Genomic DNA, 15,221 nt, shown 5'->3' on the forward strand with positions numbered 1-15,221 from the left:
TTCTGTCAGAATTTCCCTGCCGGAAAATCGCCGCACCGGCCCGCACCCCCTCCCGACCTCCCAATCAGGATACATTCGTGGGAGGTCGGGAGGGGGTGCGGGCCGGTGCGGTGCTCGACCGTCAGGCCGAGTCTGACAAAATGATTTCATGGCCGCCAGTCCAGAAAGCGTCGAAGAAAGGAAAGGCCATAACCCTGCGATTTTTCCGGATGGAACTGTACGCCGATCATCGTGTCGCGGCCGATCGCCGCCGTCACCGGGCCGCCATGATCGGTCATCGCATAGGCGTCCGCCGCATCGGTAAGCGCGACATGATAGCCGTGCAGGAAATAGGCCTCGCCCGGCTCGATCAGCGGCGGTTCGCCCTGCGGCGTCACGTCGTTCCAGCCCATATGCGGGATCTTGAGGCGGGGATCGTCGCTCGCCAGCGGCTGCACCGTGCCCGCGATCCAGCCCAGTCCTTGATGCGTGCCATGTTCCTCGCCGCGCTCGGCCATCAATTGCATGCCGACACAGATGCCGAGAAAGGGGCGCGCTTTGTCGATGGCGGCGCTGTGTAGCGCCTCGACCATGCCCGGCAGCGCGGACAGACCATCCATGCAGGCCGCAAAGGCGCCGACGCCGGGCAAAACGATCCGGTCGGCGTCTCGCACGGCCTCGGCCTCGGCGGTCACATCGATTGCCTCCGCGCCGGCCGCCATCAGTGCATTGTGAACCGACCGCAAATTGCCCGCGCCGTAATCGATCAGCGCAATGCGCTCGCCCATCAGCCGAGCGTGCCCTTGGTCGAGGGGATCGCGCCGCCTTTGCGCGGATCGATCTCGACCGCATCGCGCAGCGCGCGCGCCAGCCCCTTGAAGATACTCTCGCAGATATGGTGGTTATTCTCGCCGTACAGCGTTTCGATATGGAGCGTGATGCCCGCCGAACCGGCGAAACTGTGGAACCAGTGCTGGATCAGCTCGGTATCCATCTCGCCCAGCCGTTCCTGGCTGAAGCCCGAATTCCATACGAGAAAGGGCCGCCCCGAAATATCGAGTGCCACCCGGCTCAAGGTTTCGTCCATCGGCGAATAGGCCGAGCCGTAGCGCCGGATCCCCGCCTTGTCGTCGAGCGCTTTCGCGACCGCCTCGCCGAGCGCGATCGCGCTGTCCTCGGTCGTATGATGCTGATCGACATGCAGGTCGCCATCGACCTTGAGATCGATATCGATCAGCGAATGGCGCGACAGCTGTTCGAGCATGTGATCGAGAAAGCCGATGCCGGTCGAAACGGTATAGGCGCCGGTCCCGTCGAGATTGATCTCGACGGCGATATCGGTCTCGCCGGTCTGGCGGGCTATCGAAGCGGTGCGCATGGCGCGCGGTATAAGAGTTTGGCGGGATTTGGCCAGAGGTGAATCATTTTGTCAGACCTTCGCTGCGCTCAGGCGCCGCACCAGCCCTCTCCCCCTTCCCGACCTCCCATTGACTGTACCCTGTGGGAGGTCGGGAAGGGGGAGAGGGCTGGTGCGGAGATGTTGCGCTAGCAACATTCTGACAAACAAGAACCCGGTGCCGCGCTCGACCGCCAGGTCGAGTCTGACAAACAAAAACCCGATGCGGCGGACTTGCGGCGGCAAGTTTCTGACAAACAAATATTGACCCCTGCCGCCGACGCGTTCACCAAACCGGCATGACGGATGAGACGCCCGACAGCCTGATTCCCTATGACGAAATCGTCCAGGAGGCCTTGCGCGCGGTCGTCGGCCGGGTGCTGAGCGAGGTCGGCGAGGCGGGCGACCTGCCGGGCGACCATCATTTCTACATCACCTTCAAGACCAGGGCGCCGGGCGTCGATATTCCCGGCCATCTGCTCGAACGCTTCCCCGACGAGATGACGATCGTGCTGCAGAAGCGCTTCTGGGACCTGACGGTCGACGAGGACGGCTTTTCGGTCGGGCTGAGCTTCAACCAGGTGCCGTCGACGCTGGTCGTGCCGTTCGCCGCGATCACGGGTTTCGTCGATCCGGCGGTGAATTTCGCGCTGCAGTTCCAGGCGCAGGGCGACGACAGCGCCCCGGGCGACCATGATCATGCCGAAAATGATCCGCCTCCGGCCGAGCCCATCGAAGATGGCTCCAACGTCGTCGCGGTCGATTTCAAACGCAAGAAATAGAGGCCCGGTCCTCCCCGTTCGAGTTCCGGCCGATAACAGGAACCTGATATCCCATGACAGATACCACTCGTACCGAAACCGACTCCATCGGCCCGATCGAGGTGCCTGCCGATGCCTATTGGGGCGCGCAGACCCAGCGCAGCCTCGAAAATTTTCCGTTCGCCTCGCACGAGCGTATGCCGCTCGGCATCGTTCACGCGCAGGCGGCGGTCAAACAGGCGGCGGCCCGGGTCAACAAGAAGCACGGGCTGGACGAGAAGGTCGCCGATGCGATCGAGGCTGCTGCAACGGCGATCCGCGAGGGCACGCATGACGGCGAGTTTCCGCTGACCATCTTCCAGACCGGCTCCGGCACGCAGACCAATATGAATGTCAACGAGGTGATCGCGGGCATCGCCAACGAGGCGCTGGCGGGGACGCGCGGCGGCAAGGATCCGGTGCATCCAAACGATCATGTCAACATGTCGCAAAGCTCGAACGACAGTTTCCCGACGGCGCTTCACGTTTCCACGGCGCTGGCGACGCGGGACCGGCTCGTCCCGGCGCTCGACATGCTGATCAGTGCGATCACGGACAAGGCGGAGGCCTGGGACGATATCGTCAAGATCGGCCGCACCCATACCCAGGATGCGACGCCGCTGACGCTCGGTCAGGAATTTTCCGGCTATGCGGCGCAGCTGATCAGCTGCAAGGCGCGGATCGAGGGCGCGCTCCAGGGCAATATAGCCAAGCTCGCCATCGGCGGCACGGCGGTCGGCACCGGGCTCAACGCGCCCGAGGGCTGGGCCGGGGACATGGCCGGCGCGATCAGCGACATTACCGGTTTCGCTTTCGAAAGCGCGCCCAACAAATTCGAGCACCTCGCCGCCAAGGACGGGCTCGTCTTCTTCTCCGGCGCGCTCAACACGCTCGCTGTGGCACTCACCAAGATCGCCAACGATATCCGCTTCCTCGGATCGGGGCCGCGCTCCGGGCTCGGCGAACTTTCGCTGCCGGCCAACGAACCGGGCAGCTCGATCATGCCGGGCAAGGTCAATCCCACCCAGTGCGAAAGCCTGACCATGGTCGCCGCGCAAGTAATCGGCAATCACCAGGCCGTTACGGTGGGCGGTATGCAGGGACATTTCGAACTCAACGTCTTCATGCCGTTGATCGGGGCCAATGTTCTGCGCTCGATCAATCTATTGGCGACAGGCATGACGAGTTTCGCCGAACGCTGCGTTACGGGCATCGAACCCAATCGCGAGAAGATAAAGGAGCTTGTCGATCGCTCGCTGATGCTGGTCACAGCGCTGGCGCCGGAGATCGGTTATGACAACGCCGCCGCGATCGCGAAACATGCACACAAAAAGGGCCAGACCCTGAAGGAAGCGGGGCTCGAGCTGGGGCTGGTCGACGAGGAAACCTTCGACCGGGTCGTGCGCCCGGAAAAGATGATCGGCCGCTAGGGAAAGGCCTCGGCATGCTGCTCTACAATGCGCCCGATCCCGCGCCCAATCCGCGCCGGGTCCGCCTGTTCCTCGCCGAGAAGGGGCTCGATATCCCGATGCGCGACCTCGCCATCGTCGAGCGCGAGCAGAAGGCGCCCGATTTCCTGGCGAAAAACCCGGCTGGCCAGCTGCCCGCACTCGAGCTCGACGACGGAACCGTTATCGCCGAGAGCGTATCCATCTGCCGCTATCTCGAAGCACTGCACCCCGATCCGCCCCTGTTCGGCTCGAGCCCGGAAGAGATGGCGCGGATCGATATGTGGCTCCGCCGGGTCGAGAACATGCTGATGGTGCCGGTCGGCATGGTCTGGATCCATAGCCACCCGTTCACCGCCGGACTCGGCCGGCAGTTCACCGATTTCGGCGAGGCCAGCAAGGAGCGCGTCGCCAAGGCGAAGGCCTGGTTCGACGGTCAGCTCGACGGATCCGACTATCTGGCGGGTGAGCGCTATTCGATGGCAGATATCATGCTGCTGACGACGGTCGATTTCGCCCTGTGGATCGGCCTCGACATGCCCGAAGACGCCGGCAATCTCCGCGATTGGCATGACCGCGTGTCCACGCGCGAAAGCGTTCAGCGCGCCTGATCCTTTCGCGTTCGACCTCCGCCGGTTGTTTGACATCCGGAACAATCGCCGCTCCATCCCCGTTGATGGAGAGAAATCGAACATGATGGGGCAACAATGGACGCAGGTTTTCTAACGATATTACAGGATCAGCTTGGCGACATGGCCGAGGCGACGGTGCGGATGCTGCCGCAACTCGCGATCGGGCTGTTTATTCTCGTCATTACCTGGGCGCTGGCCAAGGGCGGCCGCAAGATCGCGCATCGCTTCATCGGCAAGACCGATATCCGGCCGAGTCTGTTGACGCTGATCGAAACGGTCGTGACGATCTTTATCTGGATCATCGGCCTGTTCGCGACCGCCGCGATCATTCTCCCGGGCATCACGCCCGCCAGCATCCTTGCCGGTCTCGGCATAGGTGCGGTCGCGATCGGCTTCGCCTTTCAGGACATTTTCGAGAATTTTCTTGCCGGTGTGCTGATCATGATCCGCGAAAAGATGCGGATCGGCGATGTCATCGAATGCGAGGGGATTACCGGCAAGGTCGAAAAGATAACCCTGCGCGAAACCCATATCCGCAAGCTTTCGAACGAAGTGACGATCGTTCCCAACTCGATCCTGTTCAAGAACCCGGTCGAGATTTTCACCGACGACCCGGGCCGCCGGCACGAGGTCGTGTGCGGCGTCGCCTACGATGTCGATCTCGACGAGGCGGCCGAGGTTATCGAGGAGGCGGTCAAGACTTGTGACAAGGTCGACACGTCGAGAGGCATCGACATCTTCGCCACCGAGTTCAATTCGAGTTCGGTCGATTACCGCATCCGCTGGTGGTCGGGATCGAAACCGCGCGACATGCATGAAAGCCGCGATCAGGTGATCCGTGCTGTGAAACGGGCATTGGACGACGCCGGGATCGAAATACCGTTCCCGTACGTTACCCATACGTTCAAGGAACCCGTACCGCTGGAGAGTAAATGATGAGCCTGATCAGAAGCATAGCCCGGGGCGCCGTCGGCAGCGGCGTGCGCCGCCGGACCGCGGGGCGCGGAATTCTCGGTGCGGGCCTCGGCCTGATCGCCGCGCGGATCGCGACCCGCTCGCTCCCCGGTGCGGCTTTGGTCGGCGGCGGCCTCGTCGCCAAATATCTGTGGGACAAAAAACGCGAGCGCGAGGCGGCTGAAACCGGCGGTCTCGACGCGCGCGATGCCGAAATGGCAGCCGCGCGCGCCGAGGGCGAAACCGATATCGCCGCGGCCGCCGCGCCTGCGAGCGAACCGCCGGCCGCGTCCTAGAAGGTTCCCTGCCAGCCCAGAGTGAGCGTCCAGTTGGTGTCCATCTGCGGCCCGTTCAGGTCCTGATAGATCGGTGTGCCGACCTCGATCGCGAGCCGTTGACCTTCCAGCCCGCCTTGCGCGGCCAGGTTGACGCCGACAAACGCATCGATGCGCCCGCCGCCCTGGAAATCGGGATTGGCGGTCTGGACCGGCCCCATGATCATCGGATCGATGCCGTCCACCCGGCCGGTCGTGCGCGCCGCGAGGCGACCTGAAAAGCTGATCCAGTAGGCGGGCTCATAGCTGACCCAGCCCGTCACCTCATGCACGTCGCCATAGGCGAAGCCATTGTCGTTCTCGCCGAGCCGGATCGTGCCGTTATATTGCAGCCCCCAGCCGATATTCGCCTCGTCCGCATAGCCGCGATAGGTGAGCGCGGGTTTCAGGTCCCAGGTGCCGGAGCCGATCTGCATCGAATAGGGTAGCCGGATCGTCGGCGTGCCGCCCGTCGGCGTCAGGATATCGTCGGTCTCGGTCGTCGATCCCACCGGTATGCTGACTGCCGCACGGGCCAGCACCTCATAGCGTCGATGCGCTTTGGTGATCGGAAACAGGCCGCCGACGGTAATATCGCCGATGCCTTCTGGCCGGGTGGTAAAGCCGCCGAGCTGGGTAGTGCCCATACCGCCCTGATAGGTGATATGCTCCATTTCCTTGGAGATATAGCTGCCCATCGCGATCAAGGTGACCCAGTCGGTCGGCGCATACATCGCGCCGATCATGTGCATGTCCATCCGCATTTCGGTCGGCACGATGCGCAGGGTCGGCGGCTGGCCCGGATTGCCGAAAAAGCGGTTGGGAACGGTGGTGACGATCTCGTCGGGCGTCACTGTGTCGGTGCCGATGCGGTTGCCGCCCATGTCCATATGCATGAAGCGGTAGGAGAACATGACCTCGCCGGCGGAATGGGTATGATCGGCCATGACGCCGATCGGCGCATGTCCGTCGGCATGGGCACCGTCATGCGCGGCGAGCGGGGTAGCGAGAAGCGCGGCGGAAAGCGCCGCGAGAGAAGCGTGTTTCACGAAACATATCCTTGCTGAATCGATGGTGGTTCGCACCCGGGATCGAGCGCGATGGTCGGTTCAGAAGGTGAGCGGGGGTCCGGTCTGCGGCGGCGGCGGCGCGGCGAGCCCGGCGCCGATGGCGACAAGACCGGCGGGCGGGAAGCTGGTTGCGCCGGAGGGCGGCGGGATCTTCGCGATCGCGATCGCCGATGTTTTGGCGATGGAATTGGGTGCCGCCGCATAGTCGCAGGGCGTGTTGTCGCTTTCCGGCGCCGGCTCGTCGTCCATCGCATCGGCAAGCGCGAGCATGGCGGCCGGGGCATTGTCGGGCAGCGACGCGCGTTGCAGCCCCTGACCCGTGCAGAGCATGATCCGCGGGCCGTCGGCACCGAAAACCGGCATGAAGCCGTTCGGGACGAGCGCCTGGGCGACCAAGAAAACCGCCGCCAGGAACCGGACGCGGCTCCCGCGCAGCCGTTTCAAAGGGGAAAGCCGATTTGCCATCGCGCGCGCTATGACGGATCGGGTCGGGCTTGGCTATCCCTATTCGGCCCTGCCGTCAGGCGCTGAGTTCGTAGCTCTCGTCGAGCCACCGCTGCCAGATGTCGGCGGGAATCGGGTCTTCGTTCGAGAAGCGTGCGGTGACCCAGGGCGGTTTTCCGACCTGATAACTGTCCGGTTCGGCCGCGGCGAGTTTTTCCGCCTCGGCGATGGAGTCCTTCAGCTTGAGCATCACCTTGTACCGGCCGCCCTGTTCTCCGGCGAAGAGAAACGCCTTCTTTCCCCGCTTGAACGAGTTTTGGGTGCACGATGTGACTTCCGCGACCTCGGGATACTGGCTTGCCTTCAGCTTTATCGTTTCGAGTATGTCGGTCATCGCACCCCCTTTCAGGCCTCACAGCGCCGCCTGCCACTCCCTTATCACATCGATCGGCCAGACCAGCATCAGCACATTGAGCGTGAGGTTGTCGCGGATCATCCAGAGCGTGAACAGCTCGAAGGCGAGCGCGATGGCGACGGTCGGCCACAGCCCGATGCGCCGGGCGATCAGGAAACCCAATGCCATCCAGCCGATATCGGCGATCGAGTTGATGATCGCGTCGCCAGAATAGCCGAACGCCGCCGTCGCCTCGCGATAGCGGTTGATGATGATCGGCGAGTTTTCGAGCACTTCCCAGGCCGCCTCGATCGCAACCGCGAGGCAGAACCAGAGGCCGACCGGGCGGCGGCGCAGGAGCAGCCAGCCCAGGCCGCAGAAGAGAAAGCCATGGATGATATGGCTCGGTACATACCAGTCGGCCAGATGCTGGCTGTTGTCCGGGCCATGGACCTCGCCGACCCAAAATTTGATCTCGCCGCAAGTGCAGATCGGGTTGCGGCCCATCAGATAGAGGATGATCGCCGCGGCGAGGACGATGGCCGTCGCGGTAATCCAGTAATGGCGTGCGATATCGCCCTCCCCCATCTTGACGTCTCGGCACGCTTGCGCGAACCGGGACCATGGCCGATCCGATCCAGCTTGAGCGCCGCGGGCTCCTGTATGTCCTTTCATCGCCGAGCGGGGCGGGCAAGTCCACCATCGCGCGCAAGCTGCTCGCGGCTGATCCCGAGATTTCGCTGTCGGTATCGGCGACGACCCGGCCGATCCGCGAGGGCGAGACCGACGGCGCGCATTATCACTTCGTCGACAATGCCGAGTTCGACCGGATGGTGGAGCAGGGCGCATTTCTCGAATGGGCGCATGTCTTCGACCGGCGCTACGGCACGCTCAAGGCCGAGGTGAACAAGGCGCTCGATGTCGGGCGCGACGTGCTGCTCGATATCGACTGGCAGGGGACACAGCAATTGAAGCAGGTCGATCCCGATATCGTCCGCGTCTTCATCCTGCCGCCATCGATGGAGGAGCTCGAACGCCGGCTGCGCGGGCGCGGGACCGACAGCGACGAAGTCATCGCCGGGCGGATGGAGCGCGCCGCGGCGGAAATCAGCCACTGGGCCGAATATGATTATGTGCTCGTCAACGACGATGCGGAGAAATGCGCGGCGCGGGCCAAGGCGATCCTCGAGGCCGAACGGCTGCGCCGCAACCGCCGCACGGGGCTCGTCGATTTCGTGCGCGGGCTGACGGGATAGGGCCCGGACGGGCTTTTCATCGCCGCCCGGCAGGCGTAGCTTTCGCGCCAACGGTTAGGGGAGAGAATCTCATGCTCAAAGTCATTCCGGGCGCGATCGTCGCGGCGGTCGCCATGTTCATCATCGGTTTCATCGCCTACGGGCTGCTCGGCAGCATTCCGGTCGGCGATGTCGGCGATAGCGAGGCGGCCGCGATCCAGAGCGTACTCGCCGCGAATATGGACAATGAGGCGGCGCGCACGGTGCTCGTGCCCTCCGGGTCGGGCGAGGTGCAGCAGCGCATGTATCTCGACGGGCCGATCGCGATGATCCACTATAATCCGAGCGGTTTCGCGATCGGCGCGGGTTCGACGATGCTCGCCGGGTTCATCCATATGCTGATATCGGCGCTGATCATCGGGGCGGCTTTGTTCACCCTGTCCGGCCATGTCCGCGATTTCGGCGCGCGGATCTCGATCGTCGCGCTGTTCGGGATCGCCGCCGCCTTTTACATGAATCTCGGCAATCCGGTCTGGTGGCACCATGACTGGATCTATCACGGCTTCGTCTTCTTCATCGACGCGCTGAGCTTCATCGTGGCGGGCGCGATCATCGCGCGCTGGTTCCTGCCCAGGCATATCGACAGCGACGACCGTTTCGGAGAGGAACAGGAGAGATAGGTTCGTCAGACTCGACCTTGCCGGTCGAGCGCGGCACCGGGATTTGTTCGTCAGAATTTCCCTATAGGGAAATCGCGGCACCGGTCCGCTCCCCCTCCCGACTTCCCATTGAGTATACCCTAGTGGGAGGCCGGGTGGGGGTGCGGGCCGGTGCGGCGCTCGACCGACAGGTCGAGTCTGACAATAAGAATCGCACGTCTGACAAATAAAAAGTCCCCGAAACCCTAAACCCTAGCCCTCGAGCAACCGCAGGAACCGCATGCCCGCGCTGAACTCCCGGCGGCGGGCGTCGCGGGCGGCGATGGCTTCCTCGTCCTCGCCCCATTGGCCGGCCTGCCAGTCCTCGTCGATCCGCGTCGCCGTCCAGACCGTGTCTTCGTCGAACGCATTTTCGGCCAGCGCCAGCGCGGCGACAAGCGATCCGCCGATCCGCACCAGCGGCGAGAGCCCGGCGAGATGGAAGGGCCCAAAGGCTTCGGTCGCCGCCTTGAGCCGTTCGACGGTCGCGTCGGGTTGCGGCCGGTGGACGATGCCGGTGGTGGTTTCGAAGCCGATATCGAATCGCTTTTGCGCCCAGTCGAGCAGCGGGTCCCAGGCCGCGCACTGATTGGCGACGAGTTCGGCCGGGCTGTCGGCGCGATAGCAGAGCAGGTCGGTTTCACCATATTGGGCGAGTTCGGCGGCAAAATCCGCGCGATGCGGTGCGACCCGGTCGATCGCGGCATTGGCGAAGCCGGTCAGCGGCATCGCCGCCGGGTCGATCTTCTCCTCCTGCCCCGCCCATTCCGCCGCGATCGCATCGGCGAGCTTGCGCGCGGGAACGGCCAGCGGCTTGCGGCCCGGGGTTTTCACGGGCCGGTCGTCGAGCGCGATCGCCCAGCCATCGCTGGTCCGCTTGGCGTCCGCATTGTCGTAAAAGCGTTTCATGCGTCTCGATCTATTCGGAGGGCGGGCTTTTCCAACGGCCGGCGAGGATGGTCGGCAGCACGAGCGCTTCGAACAGGCCGAGCGCGAAGATCGGGATGCCGAGCATCGGCCAGCCGCCCGCGCGCAAAATGTCGCCGGCCCAGATCCACATGCCGATGATCATCACGATGATGCCGGTGAAGCGCAACAGCTGGAGTGTTTGAAAGCGCGACCTGGCGAGCCGTTCGCGGTCTTCGGGGGTCATGCATGCTCCTCCAGGATGGCAGCGAGATCGGCAGGATTGTCGATCACGATGTCGGCCCCCGCCGCCTTCAGTTCATGCGCGTCGTGATAGCCCCAGGCGACGCCGACGGCCAGTATGTTCGCCGCGCGCGCCATCGCCATGTCGAAGCTCGTATCGCCGATCATCGCGCTGGTCTCCGGCGCGGCGCCTGCGTCCGCCATACAGGCTTCGAGCATCGAAGGATGCGGCTTGGACGGGTGACGGTCGGCGGTATGGAGCGTGACGAACCGGTCGGTCAGTCCGTGCGATTCGAGCACGAAATCGAGCCCGCGATCGGACTTGCCGGTGGCCACGCCGAGCAGCCAGCCCGCCGCGTCGAGCGTCGCGATCGTATCGGCGATGCCGTCGTAGAGCGGTTCATGGACGGTTCCCGCGCTGCGCATTCCGGTAAAGGCCCGCTTATAGTCTTCGGCCAGCATGGAATGGCGCTCGGGTTCGGCATCGGGCAGCAGCATCCGCATCGCCTCGACGAGGCTGAGGCCGACGACGCGGCGCGTCGCCTCGCGTGGCGGCGGTGCGAGGCCCGCGCCTTCGAACGCCTGCTCCATCGCAATACAGATATTGCCCTGGCTGTCGACAAGGGTGCCGTCGCAATCGAAAATGGCGAGACGGTTGCTCATGACGGAAGGTTGCGCATCCAGTGCGCGATGGCGGGCCGGCCATTGGCCTCGATCTCATCGGCGGCCTTGCGGATCGCTTCTTCGGGCTTGTTCTGGTTGAGCTTGATCGTGCCGCGCCAGGCCCTGGGTTCGAGCGCGAAGCCCGTGATCCCGCCCAGCATCTTCTCGAACAGCCCGTCCTTCATCTTGGCGCGCGTCCACGGTGTCTTGTCGAACCGCGCTTCCTGCGCCGCGCTGAGCGCATCGGCCTGGGCGACGAGCGCATCTTTGGAAAGCATGGAGACCGGTCCTTCCAGCTCGACCGCGACATAGTTCCAGGTCGGCACCTGGTCGGCTTCGCCATACCAGTCGGGGCTCACATAGGCGTCCGGGCCATTGACCACGAACAGCGCGGTCCGCTCGTCGAGATATCTGGTCAGCGCATTGCCCTTCGCCAGATGGAAAAGCAGGCGGCCGTCCTCGAGGATTGCCGGGATATGCGCGACCCTCGGCCCGTCGGGCGTTTCGGCGAAGACCATCCCGAAGCCGACCTGTTCGACGAATTCGGCCATCGCTCCGCGGTCCTGCCAGTGAAAGCGGGGATTGGGATGCATCAGGCTTTCCCCCGGCTGCCGCGCCCGCGCCGTTCGCCGCGCCGCGCCCGGCGCCGGTCCTTCGCGTGCGCCTTGGCCGCGCGCTTATGCGCCTGTTTCGGATCCTCGCGCGCCGGCTCCTGAAATACGGCGTCGCCGAGTTCGGGCGAGAATCCGAGCGCTGCGAGGCTGTTCGCAAAATGCTCGGGCAGATCCGCCGTTACGTCGAGCTGTCCGCCATCGGGATGCGGCAGCTTCAGCCGCCGCGCATGAAGATGGAGCTTGCGGCTGATCCCGCCGGTCAGGAACGCCTCGGCCCCGCCATATTTGCCGTCGCCGACGATCGGATGACCGATCGCCGCCATATGGACGCGCAGCTGGTGGGTGCGCCCGGTATAGGGCTGGAGCGCCACGAAGGCCGCGCGGTTTCCGGCGCGCTCGATCACCTGGTAGCGTGTCTTCGCCGGCTGGCCGTCCTCGAAAACATGCATCTTTTCGCCGCCCGTGCCCGGCTGCTTGGCGAGCGGCAGGTCGATCACGCCGTCCGCGATCTCGGGCACGCCGATCACGATGGCCCAGTAAATTTTCGTCGCCTTGCGCGTCGAAAAGGTCTTCGAGAAAAAGGCCGCGGCGCGCGGCGTTCGCGCGACGAGCAGCACGCCGCTCGTATCCTTGTCGAGCCGGTGAACGAGCTTGGGACGTCCGTCCGCGCCGTACTGGAGCGCGTCGAGCAGCCCGTCGACATGGTCCTTGGTCTTGGTGCCGCCCTGCGTGGCGAGGCCCGGCGGCTTGTTGAGGACGAGCGCGCTCTTGTCGCGGTGAAAATCGAGCGTTTGCGCGAATTCGATCTGGTCCGGGCTGAGCGGCGGGCGCTCCTTCTTGGGCTTTTGCGACTTGGGCGCTTCGGCCGGGGGCACGCGGATCACCTGCCCGGTCTCGATGCGGTCGCCCGGCGCCGCGCGCTTGCCGTCGAGACGGAGCTGCCCGGTGCGCGACCAGCGCGAGACGATGTTGAAGGTCGCCTCGGGAAGGTTGCGTTTGAACCAGCGGTCGAGCCGGATGCCGTCATCCTCGGTCTCGACCGTGAACTGCCGCACATCGTCGCTAAAGGTTTTGGTCATGCCGCGATCCTGACCAGCCAGAGCCCGGCGAACAGCGCCGCGACCGATGCAATCACCGAAACGAGCGCATAGCCGGCGGCAAGCCCCATCGCGCCGCGCTCGATCATGTTGACGGTTTCCAGGCTGAAGGCGGAGAAGGTCGTGAAACCGCCCAATATCCCGATACCGACGAACAGACGCCATCCCTCGCCGCCGCCCCCGAACCGGGCGAGCAGCCCGGCCAGCACGCCCATGGCAAGCCCGCCCAGGATATTGGCGCCGAGCGTACCCCAGGGGAAGCCGGGGCCGAACTGGTGCAGGGCGAAGCGGCCGAGCAGGAAACGCAGTCCCGCGCCGATCGCGCCGCCCGCCATGACGAGAAACAGGTGAGGCATCGGGCGTATCTAGGGGACGGACCGACGGGACGGCAAGCGCGAAGCGTTCGGCGCGTCCGCCCGCCCGTCGGATTGTCCTTCCCCCAGCGCGGCCAGGACGCTGTCCGGAGCACCGAACGCAAGCAGCTGCCCCGCCCCGGGCACGATCGTCACGCAGGCATCTTTCATGCGCGCGGCGGACCGTTCGACCCGGCATCGGCGGGACGTATCGCTTTCACCGACCAGAAACCGGGTCGGACAGCCACATTCGGCGAGCATGGCGCTCCAATCGCCGCGCACCGATTTCTCGTCCTCCAGCAACCCGTGATGGCGTCTTCCGACCAGTTCGGCGCCCTGTGCGAGACAGTCGACGATATCCGGCCGGTCGAGCAGTCGCCGGTCGTCTGGATGCGAGAAGACCATCTTGGCGAACCGCTTGGGACCGATCCGGCCGTAGAGCGAGAAACCGGCACGCAGGATAAATTCGAGCAGCTTGCCGTCCTTGCGGGCGGCGGCGCTGACAAAGCCGTTATAGCGCGGCATGCCGTCCAGGTCGTCGTCGTTGCGAATGGGCGTCATTGGGCTGATCGCGACGATCCGCCGCACAAGATCCGGATGCTGCCAGGCGAAATATGCTGCGAAGTAGAATCCGTTGCCATGGGCCAGTATCGTCGCCGGCTCCCCGCTACAGCGCCCGGCAACCAGCTCCGCGCAGGATGCGGTCAGTGCCCGGGTGCGCACTGTCTCGTCGGCGATCTCCGCCACGGCGCCATAGCCGGACCGGACCGGGACGATATAGCGCAGATCCGCACCGAGTGGCGACCGCGCCAGCGCCAGCAGAAAGGCGTCGCCGATCAGCTCGTCATGCATGGTCAGAACGGGCGCGCCGTCGGGTGAGCCGCGTTCGAACCAGTCGAGATCGGGCGTCGGATAGCGTCGCTCGGATACCGGAGCGGCGATGCTGTCCGCCCCGGCTTCCGGGCCCGACGTTCGACCGACTTTGGCTCCGGCCGGGAAGCTGGCGGAAACGAGACGCGAAAGACCGAAAACCGCTTGCATCAGTTCGGTCTGGCCCTTGGTTCCCGTCTTCATGTACAGGGATCGCAGCTGCGCCCTGATCGTGCTGATATGCGTATCGCGCAGGACGGAGATGCGGGTCGGATCGTGACCGAGCATCAGCGCTTCGAGGACCGCCAGCTCGGCTTCGGTCAGGGTGAATATCCGCGCCAGGCCCTGCCGCAGCGTATCGGACCAGACCAGAGCGGGTGTCCGTACAAGGATCACCGTCGCCGCTTCCTTGGTCTCCACCGGGGTGAGCGAGAGCAGGAGCGGTTTTCCGCACCCGTTTTCTTCCAGTTTGAGGATCTCGGCTTCCTGGCCGCGGCTGCCCGCCATGGCCAGCCGGTGCAACACATCGGCGAGCGTTTCGGCCGCTTCGTACGGCGCGAGCAAATCCGTCAGCCGGTCCCCGGGTCCGGCTCCGTAGGCCGCCAGCGCCAGTTCGTTCGCGGTAATGACGAGGCCGTCGCGGCTGACGAGAAAACTGGGCTGCTGTTCATGCGCGAGCAGAACGGCAAGGCCGCCTCGGCTTTCGTCGCGCTGGAGCTGGTCGAACATGGCACAGGCGCGTCGGATATGGCGTCCAATGCCTTCACGCTCGCCGGGCGACGGCCCGCCCCCCTCGCCGAGCGAATCCACCAGTTCGGGAAACCGGCCGGGATCGAGAACCAGGTCGTAGATAAGCCCTATGAGGTCGGCGTCTTTTGCCAATCGATCCAGGCTCCCCGGCATTTTTCTCCGATATCGTTTTCATAGTTCATTTGAACGATGCGCGAAACGGCATCGACCGGCAGGCTGTCCGCAACGATAAAAGGGTCGCCTGACCAACCACAGGGAAGGACCTGACATGAAAAGAAAATCACGTAGCACAGCCACAGTCTGGGGCGGCTTGGCGCTTCTGCTGACATTGACCGCCGCCAGTTGCGACCCGGCCGAGCGG

The 15,221-nt window shown here is 64.5% G+C and carries 20 protein-coding genes; 7 read left to right on the forward strand and 13 right to left on the reverse strand.

Translation table 11 applies throughout. The features are described from left to right. Positions 1-146: 146 nt before the first annotated feature. Positions 147-767: an imidazole glycerol phosphate synthase subunit HisH gene (gene hisH / locus HFP57_RS12650; protein ID WP_176870117.1), complete on the reverse strand. Its 621-nt coding sequence runs from the start codon at positions 765-767 to the stop codon at positions 147-149. Beyond that, positions 767-1,357: an imidazoleglycerol-phosphate dehydratase HisB gene (gene hisB / locus HFP57_RS12655; protein ID WP_176870119.1), complete on the reverse strand. Its 591-nt coding sequence runs from the start codon at positions 1,355-1,357 to the stop codon at positions 767-769. Before hisB ends, hisH begins: the two co-directional genes overlap by 1 nt. Positions 1,358-1,674: 317 nt before the next feature. On the opposite strand from hisB, the gene HFP57_RS12660 reads away from it, so the two are divergent. From HFP57_RS12660 to HFP57_RS12680, 5 genes are all read left to right on the forward strand, one after another. Continuing rightward, the gene (locus HFP57_RS12660; RefSeq protein ID WP_176870120.1) at positions 1,675-2,157 is read left to right on the forward strand and encodes an SspB family protein; all 483 of its coding nucleotides are present in this window, start codon (positions 1,675-1,677) and stop codon (positions 2,155-2,157) included. 53 nt (positions 2,158-2,210) lie between these two features. Then, a complete protein-coding gene (gene fumC / locus HFP57_RS12665) occupies positions 2,211-3,605 on the forward strand; it encodes a class II fumarate hydratase (protein WP_176870122.1) in 1,395 nt (464 codons plus the stop codon). Positions 3,606-3,619: 14 nt separating this feature from the next. After that, a complete protein-coding gene (locus tag HFP57_RS12670; protein WP_176870123.1) occupies positions 3,620-4,234 on the forward strand; it encodes a glutathione S-transferase family protein in 615 nt (204 codons plus the stop codon). Positions 4,235-4,330: 96 nt separating this feature from the next. Next, positions 4,331-5,191, forward strand: coding sequence for a mechanosensitive ion channel family protein (locus tag HFP57_RS12675; RefSeq protein WP_176870124.1), 861 nt, complete (start codon positions 4,331-4,333; stop codon positions 5,189-5,191). Then, a complete protein-coding gene (locus tag HFP57_RS12680) occupies positions 5,191-5,505 on the forward strand; it encodes a hypothetical protein (RefSeq protein ID WP_176870125.1) in 315 nt (104 codons plus the stop codon). Before HFP57_RS12675 ends, HFP57_RS12680 begins: the two co-directional genes overlap by 1 nt. Here the strand turns inward: HFP57_RS12680 and HFP57_RS12685 are convergent. From HFP57_RS12685 to HFP57_RS12700, 4 genes are read right to left on the reverse strand one after another with little or no spacing between them, the layout of a single operon-like run. Further along, the gene (locus HFP57_RS12685) at positions 5,502-6,572 is read right to left on the reverse strand and encodes a transporter (protein WP_176870126.1); all 1,071 of its coding nucleotides are present in this window, start codon (positions 6,570-6,572) and stop codon (positions 5,502-5,504) included. The genes HFP57_RS12680 and HFP57_RS12685 overlap by 4 nt on opposite strands. Before the next feature lie 60 nt (positions 6,573-6,632). Further along, a complete protein-coding gene (locus HFP57_RS12690; protein ID WP_176870127.1) occupies positions 6,633-7,058 on the reverse strand; it encodes a hypothetical protein in 426 nt (141 codons plus the stop codon). A 55-nt stretch (positions 7,059-7,113) separates the two neighbouring features. Then, positions 7,114-7,431: an MmcQ/YjbR family DNA-binding protein gene (locus tag HFP57_RS12695; RefSeq protein ID WP_176870128.1), complete on the reverse strand. Its 318-nt coding sequence runs from the start codon at positions 7,429-7,431 to the stop codon at positions 7,114-7,116. A gap of 18 nt (positions 7,432-7,449) precedes the next feature. After that, a complete protein-coding gene (locus HFP57_RS12700) occupies positions 7,450-8,019 on the reverse strand; it encodes a DUF2585 domain-containing protein (protein ID WP_176870129.1) in 570 nt (189 codons plus the stop codon). A gap of 35 nt (positions 8,020-8,054) precedes the next feature. Here HFP57_RS12700 and gmk point away from each other — a divergent pair, with 35 nt between their 5' ends. Continuing rightward, positions 8,055-8,687 (forward strand): guanylate kinase, encoded by a 633-nt coding sequence (gene gmk, locus HFP57_RS12705; protein WP_176870130.1) that lies wholly within the window; start codon positions 8,055-8,057, stop codon positions 8,685-8,687. Between the two features lie 71 nt (positions 8,688-8,758). Then, positions 8,759-9,346 (forward strand): hypothetical protein, encoded by a 588-nt coding sequence (locus HFP57_RS12710; RefSeq protein WP_176870131.1) that lies wholly within the window; start codon positions 8,759-8,761, stop codon positions 9,344-9,346. A gap of 231 nt (positions 9,347-9,577) precedes the next feature. On the opposite strand, the gene HFP57_RS12715 is transcribed toward HFP57_RS12710, so the two are convergent. The 7 genes from HFP57_RS12715 to HFP57_RS12745 are packed head-to-tail and all read right to left on the reverse strand — an operon-like array spanning position 9,578 to position 14,992. Then, positions 9,578-10,273, reverse strand: a complete 696-nt coding sequence (locus HFP57_RS12715; protein ID WP_176870132.1) for an ATP12 family chaperone protein — start codon at positions 10,271-10,273, stop codon at positions 9,578-9,580. A gap of 10 nt (positions 10,274-10,283) precedes the next feature. Beyond that, the gene (locus HFP57_RS12720) at positions 10,284-10,517 is read right to left on the reverse strand and encodes a hypothetical protein (RefSeq protein ID WP_176870133.1); all 234 of its coding nucleotides are present in this window, start codon (positions 10,515-10,517) and stop codon (positions 10,284-10,286) included. Beyond that, on the reverse strand, positions 10,514-11,176 hold the full coding sequence (locus HFP57_RS12725) for an HAD-IA family hydrolase (protein ID WP_176870134.1): 663 nt from the start codon (positions 11,174-11,176) through the stop codon (positions 10,514-10,516). Before HFP57_RS12725 ends, HFP57_RS12720 begins: the two co-directional genes overlap by 4 nt. Beyond that, on the reverse strand, positions 11,173-11,769 hold the full coding sequence (locus HFP57_RS12730) for an FMN-binding negative transcriptional regulator (protein ID WP_176870135.1): 597 nt from the start codon (positions 11,767-11,769) through the stop codon (positions 11,173-11,175). Before HFP57_RS12730 ends, HFP57_RS12725 begins: the two co-directional genes overlap by 4 nt. Continuing rightward, positions 11,769-12,869 carry an RluA family pseudouridine synthase gene (locus HFP57_RS12735; protein WP_176870136.1) on the reverse strand — a complete coding sequence of 367 codons (1,101 nt, stop codon included), beginning with the start codon at positions 12,867-12,869 and terminating at the stop codon, positions 11,769-11,771. Before HFP57_RS12735 ends, HFP57_RS12730 begins: the two co-directional genes overlap by 1 nt. Then, a complete protein-coding gene (gene crcB / locus HFP57_RS12740) occupies positions 12,866-13,243 on the reverse strand; it encodes a fluoride efflux transporter CrcB (protein ID WP_176870137.1) in 378 nt (125 codons plus the stop codon). Before crcB ends, HFP57_RS12735 begins: the two co-directional genes overlap by 4 nt. 9 nt (positions 13,244-13,252) lie before the next feature. Continuing rightward, on the reverse strand, positions 13,253-14,992 hold the full coding sequence (locus HFP57_RS12745) for a bifunctional helix-turn-helix transcriptional regulator/alpha/beta hydrolase (RefSeq protein WP_176870138.1): 1,740 nt from the start codon (positions 14,990-14,992) through the stop codon (positions 13,253-13,255). Positions 14,993-15,221: the final 229 nt, after the last annotated feature.

The sequence above is a fragment of the Parasphingopyxis algicola genome (genome assembly GCF_013378075.1).
Classification (GTDB): Bacteria; Pseudomonadota; Alphaproteobacteria; order Sphingomonadales; family Sphingomonadaceae; genus Parasphingopyxis; species Parasphingopyxis algicola.